The 5,467-nt window shown below is 48.9% G+C and carries 5 protein-coding genes; 4 read left to right on the top strand and 1 reads right to left on the bottom strand.

Annotation, left to right across the window (positions count from 1 at the left end; genetic code table 11):
• Positions 1 to 547 precede the first annotated feature (547 nt).
• From AC5JLB_RS12320 to AC5JLB_RS12310, 3 genes are all read left to right on the top strand, one after another.
• Positions 548 to 1,147: a tyrosine-type recombinase/integrase gene (locus AC5JLB_RS12320; RefSeq protein WP_495874123.1), complete on the top strand. Its 600-nt coding sequence runs from the start codon at positions 548 to 550 to the stop codon at positions 1,145 to 1,147.
• Positions 1,148 to 1,264: 117 nt separating this feature from the next.
• Entirely contained in the window at positions 1,265 to 1,471 is a 207-nt protein-coding gene (locus tag AC5JLB_RS12315) for a hypothetical protein (RefSeq protein ID WP_495874122.1), read from the top strand.
• Positions 1,472 to 1,547: 76 nt separating this feature from the next.
• Positions 1,548 to 2,147, top strand: coding sequence for a hypothetical protein (locus tag AC5JLB_RS12310; RefSeq protein ID WP_495874121.1), 600 nt, complete (start codon positions 1,548 to 1,550; stop codon positions 2,145 to 2,147).
• 251 nt (positions 2,148 to 2,398) lie between these two features.
• Here the strand turns inward: AC5JLB_RS12310 and AC5JLB_RS12305 are convergent, their stop codons facing one another.
• On the bottom strand, positions 2,399 to 2,725 hold the full coding sequence (locus AC5JLB_RS12305) for a TRADD-N-associated membrane domain-containing protein (RefSeq protein WP_495874120.1): 327 nt from the start codon (positions 2,723 to 2,725) through the stop codon (positions 2,399 to 2,401).
• A 185-nt stretch (positions 2,726 to 2,910) separates the two neighbouring features.
• Between AC5JLB_RS12305 and AC5JLB_RS12300 the strand changes: the two genes are divergently transcribed.
• Positions 2,911 to 5,467, top strand: a 2,557-nt coding sequence (locus AC5JLB_RS12300; RefSeq protein WP_495874119.1) for an NB-ARC domain-containing protein, incomplete at its 3' end; no start/stop codon positions are given.

Genomic DNA, 5,467 nt, shown 5'->3' with positions numbered 1-5,467 from the left:
TAAAGCAGCAAGACCCGAAAGCATCGCAACAGATTGAAGAGATCTCATAGTCACCTAAAGGATTGTGAAAGGTAAAGGAGTGTTTATGCCTGGAAAGGCAACCAGAAGAACCATCAGCGACTCACGACTTCTTGGGTATCACCAGCCGCCTAGGATGAAGCTGTAAAGCTGCTCCAGAGTGCTGGGAAGCGAGTGAGTGCGAAGAGAATCAGAATGGGCGTGAAGGTTGAATTGCACTTGGTTCTGATTCCATACTTCTGTTATAGAGCGGGGGAGACGGCAAGGAGGAGGAGACTGTTCACTTTACTAAGCGTCTTAAGTAATCCGGAATGCGTCCTGACTCCTGTGAAGAAGAAAACCTTGATGATCGGCTCCTCCAGTTTCATTAACCATTACTCAAAACTTAGTGAAACGTATTTTTGCTGAAACGTAGGTCGGAATTGAGGTTGATGAGAGTTCGTCGCAGTCGCTGCTTGCCGGAGAGGTATTTTTACACTAAGTTATATCCTGTAAGTTTCTACAACTTAGTGAAGAAGGCGAAAGCTTCATGGCGTTCCAAAAAGGCGAAAATCCTCATCATCCTTCCCCCGGATCAGTGCTGACCGTCGAACCGATTCGAGACAAAAAAGCTATCGAGCGCATCAAAAAACTTTTGCGTGATCACCCTCGCGATCTATGTCTATTTATCTTGGGTATCAATACGGCATATCGCGCCAATGAATTGCTGTCCCTCACCGTGGGTCAGGTTCGACGACTGCAACCCGGCGACCTGTTACGGGTGAGGCAAAGCAAGGTGAGTAAATTCCGTAGCGTGACAATTAACGGTGCAGTAGTCAAGGCGATCTCACAGCACCTTACTGCCAACCCCCTGCCCGATGATGCGTTCCTGTTCCAAGGTAAGCGCGGCTGCCTAACGGTGCCGACCGTCAGCACCACGGTGAAGACGTGGTGCCAGCATGTAGGGTTGAAGGGCAAGTATGGCAGCCACACTCTCCGTAAAACCTGGGGCTACTGGCAACGCATGGAACGTGGCACAGCAGTTCCGCTCCTCATGGAAGCGTTCGGACATGCGACGCAGCAACAAACTTTGGATTATTTAGGGATTCAGGCGGAAGAAATCGCCCAGATTTATGAGCTTGAACTGTGAGCACATAATTGAAGCAGAAATCAGTTATGTATCTAACGGATCAACTTATGGAGATCATAATTACTAGTCATATGCTAGTCTGTAAAAGTTATCTTAAAAATATGAGTAAAGCGAAAGATGAAAATAGCTGATACACTTCCTCCTGATCCTGATAATTCTGGCTCGGTGATGGGTTGGAGTGTATTTAGAATGAATCCTTGGAGTTTATATGGCGTGTTCGAAACAGAACATGAAGCTAATCAAACACGAGCAAAAGCTGGAAGCGAATACGAAGTTTCCTATGGTTCATATCAGTTAGGAACTGACAATTTTATTACTTCCTAGTGTGAGTTATAGTCATACAATAAATATCAATATAAAGCTGATTTAGAATATCAATAAGTTATAAGAGAAAATCTGTATGCCGAAGGTTAGTGGGAAAGAAATTATTTCAGACCTAACTGAGAAAAACGGTAGAAGGCTGATAGTAGTTTCGTTTTTAAGTATTATTGTCAAACTTTACAAAGTTAATCTTAGTGAATTATCAGTGTTTGGAGTTAAATTGCCTGCTGAATTGTTTGATGTCGTTGCCTTAATATTAATCACCTATTTTTCTTACGCACTATTTATTAATTGGATCGGTGACTTAGCAGGATTTAGACTATGGTTCGATAGCCATCGAATGGATTCGGAATTCGGCACAACCATGAAATTGGACAAAAAATTTGTTGGGGGTGGGGTAAGACTCTTGAGTAGGCTATGTGAGCTAGAAAAAAACCAAAACTTTCCAACGAAGACCGAAGATATTGATTCAGATATTCTAAGAGAATTCACAGACTTTAAAACTAATGTAGAGCTGTATTGCGTCAGACTAGATGCTGCTGGTAAGAGATTCAATCTGCTCTCAATATATGGATATTATTATGTTTGGTTTCAGTCATTCATTTTTCCTATGCTACTATCAGCCTCGGCATTATATATATTGTTTCGTAACGGTTCATTCATGTTCCCTGATAGATGAACATTAGTTTAATAACAATCTGGTGTAATCGTAGAACTCCATCTGAATTTTATTAAAAATGACTATTTTTTGATGGAGCTTGGAAAACAGCGTTTTCAAGCCCTGTCTGCATTTTTACCCCTTCTCTAAGGGTTTTAGAATCGTTGTCTTAAAATCCTAGCCATTGTTCATCAATTCGTTGGATGAGGGTTCCTCTTCTCCAGATCAGAAGCATTGCGCCAACGTCTAAGAGTTGGCGCAGGTCGATCGACCTATTCCTCATCAGGTACTGCCGTCAGGATTTTGTCGAGTCGCTTGTTCGCCCGCTTGAGTCGCTCTTCTGCCTCCTTGGTCAGTGCGAGAAACCCACCTCCTGAAGCAAGTCCACCAGCCGTGGCGATTGCCCCTTCAGAAGCCCGGTGGGTGAGCAGAAGCCCGACTCCGGTGAGACTGACGAGGGCACTAGCGACTGTCATAATAAATGCGGCTTGCAGGCAGCGATGCGTGAGATCGAAGGTGGCACGAGTTTGGCGCAGTGTTTCTTCGGCAACTTGCAGCGTAATTAGATGTTGAGAATGATCGTCGTGTGGGTGGGTCATGGGAAGAATCGTATTGAATGGCGAACGATTCGATAGTCGCGTTTGGGGTCTGCCCCAGTGCAAACGCGGCTGTTGAGCAGACGATAGCTACCCCAAGCTGATGATAGATTAAGTTGGGGTACCTCTCGCCCCAAGGGGATACCCCAAACTTTCTGCCCCAGTCCTGAGCTTTCAGTCTTTGCACTATGCCCAGAGCAACCTACGGTTCCCAAGTCAAAGCGCGAGCCAAACGCCTCTTCATTGCGATCCTTGCGTTTGCTCAAGCAGAATTAGAGGGCGTTGAGCGCATCCCGATCCAATGCGCTTGGCAAACAGAAGGGGTATCGACGCCAGCTCTGATTGTGCGAACGACCCTGAGAGCACTGGTCGAACTGTGCGAAAAGGATGGGCTGGGAACAGCCTTGACTAAGCCCCAAATTCGAGAAGCCTTAATTCGGATGAACGATTTCTTGAATATTCTGGAGGATATTCGCGAGCAGCCAAAAGGAACCGAGAATTGGCATTTCAAGCTCACGTTATGGTCAAGGGATAAAACCGATAACGCCAACCGCTTTGAGCAACTCTGGGAAGAAAAACGACCCGCAAAGTCAAAGGAACAACAAACCGTCCAGTCAGACCCTAATCCAAGTGTTGTGCAGGTAAGCACTGCCTCAAAGCAGCATAATCAAGACCAAGCCAAGGGGGTTCAGACAGAAGTTAGAGAGCAGGGAACAGCTTATATCGGCGATCAGATCACGATTCACCATCAATACGCTTCAGAGCGCCGCAGCTTTGGCAAGCCTCTACAAATGCCACCGTTGCCGGACTACTTTGTCGAGCGTCCAGAGCATCAGCAGTGCGTGAAAAGCTTGTTGTTGCAGAACGATCCCAATGCACCCGCGACGTTAGTAGTGAGTGCAATTTATGGGTTAGGCGGCATTGGCAAGTCGGTGTTGGCAGCGTGGTTAGCCCATGATGCCGAGATTCGGACACGATTCTGCGATGGCGTATTGTGGGCGACGTTAGGGCAAGAACCCGATATTTTGTCATTTCTCTCTGATTGGATTCAGGCGCTGGGAGATCGCGACTATAAGCCGACAACCGTTGCAAGTGCTTCTAGTCAATTGCGGACGTTGTTGTATGACAAGCGGGTATTGTTGGTCGTCGATGACGCTTGGAACCCGGAGCATGTAGAACCGTTTCGGGTGGGACGAGCGGGGTGTCGCGTGTTGGTGACGACGCGGGAAGCGGTGATCGCGGATGCAAAGCGCTATGACTTAGAAGCAATGACAGCGGCGCAATCGTTAGAGCTGCTGACCAAGAAGTATCCAGGGAAGCTGATCGCGCAGGAGCAGCAGCAAGCCGCACAGTTGGCGGAGGAGGTGGGACATTTGCCGCTGGCACTGGAATTAGCAGCGGCGCAGATCGAGGATGGAGTGACCTTTAGTGAGCTGCTGGAGGATTTGCAGGCAGAGACGGCACGATTGGAGGCGTTGGATCGTCCGGTAGAGGTGAGTGCAGCGTATCGCAAGCGCTATAGTCTCTTGGCTTCTTTGAATTTGAGTGTGCAGCGGCTCTCACCCGAACAACAACGGCAGTTTGCTTGGTTGGGCATCTTGCCAGAGGACGTGTTGATGACGGAGCAAGTCGCGGCAACGTTATGGAAGCTGACGGCACGACAAGCCGGTGCTGCCCTGCGGATTTTGAGAACACGAGCATTGTTATTAGCTGGAGCGCAGCAGGTTGGGCAGAAATCGACCTACCGAATTCATGATTTGATGCATGACTTGGCGAAACGGTTATTGACGGGGAGTCCTTCACCTGAATCTGAGCAGGATTTGCCGGGGCTGGGGTTAAAGTTGACAACAGCTCATGCCCAGTTTTTGCAGCGGTATCGAGCGGAGACACAGCAGGGATTGTGGCATACCTTAGCAGATGATGGTTACATTCATAGCCATCTGACTTGGCATTTGGAGCAGGCTGGCTGGGTAGATGAGCTGCATGTGCTGCTACAGGAGCAGACGGCAACCGGGCAAAATGGTTGGTTTGTTGCCTGTGAAGCGTTAGGGCAGATGGCGAATTTTGTCACGGATGTAGCGCGGGCATGGAAGTGGGCAGACCAACAGTGTGAGACCGATCCGGTAGGGGCGATCTATTGGCAATGCCGCTACCTGTTAATCTATGGATCGCTCAATAGCCTTGCCAGTAATATTCCACCTGAATTGATTGCAGCTCTGGTGAGGAAGGGAATTTGGAAGCCGATTCAGGGGTTGGCTTATGTTCAGCAAAAGCCGGAAGCAAGCGAGCGGGCTAAGGGAATTGTTGCGCTCGCGCCTTATTTGCTAGAAGGGTTAGTCGGAGAAGCATTGACGGTGACGCGGCAGATTCAGGATGAGTCTGCTCGTGCCAATGCGTTGCGTGCTTTAGTGCCGCATCTACCGGACGGGGTGCTGGATGAGGCGTTGGCGGTGACGCGGCAGATTCAGGATGAGGTTGCTCGTGCCAATGCGTTGAGTGCCTTAGTGCCGCATCGACCGGAAGTAGTCGATGAAGCGTTGGCGGTGACGCAGCAGATTCAGTCTGAGGTTGCTCGTGCCAGTGCGTTGAGTGCCTTAGTGCCGCATCGACCGGACAAGTTGCTGGATGAGGCGTTGGCGGTGACGCGGCAGATTCAGGATGAGTTTGTTCGTGCCAGTGCGTTGAGTGACTTAGTGCCGTATCGACCGGAAGTAGTCGATGAAGCGTTGGCAGTGACGCGGCAGA

Source organism: Myxacorys chilensis (assembly GCF_059505265.1).
The sequence above is the reverse complement of the archived record's forward strand: the minus strand, read 5'-3'. Positions and strand labels throughout refer to the sequence as shown.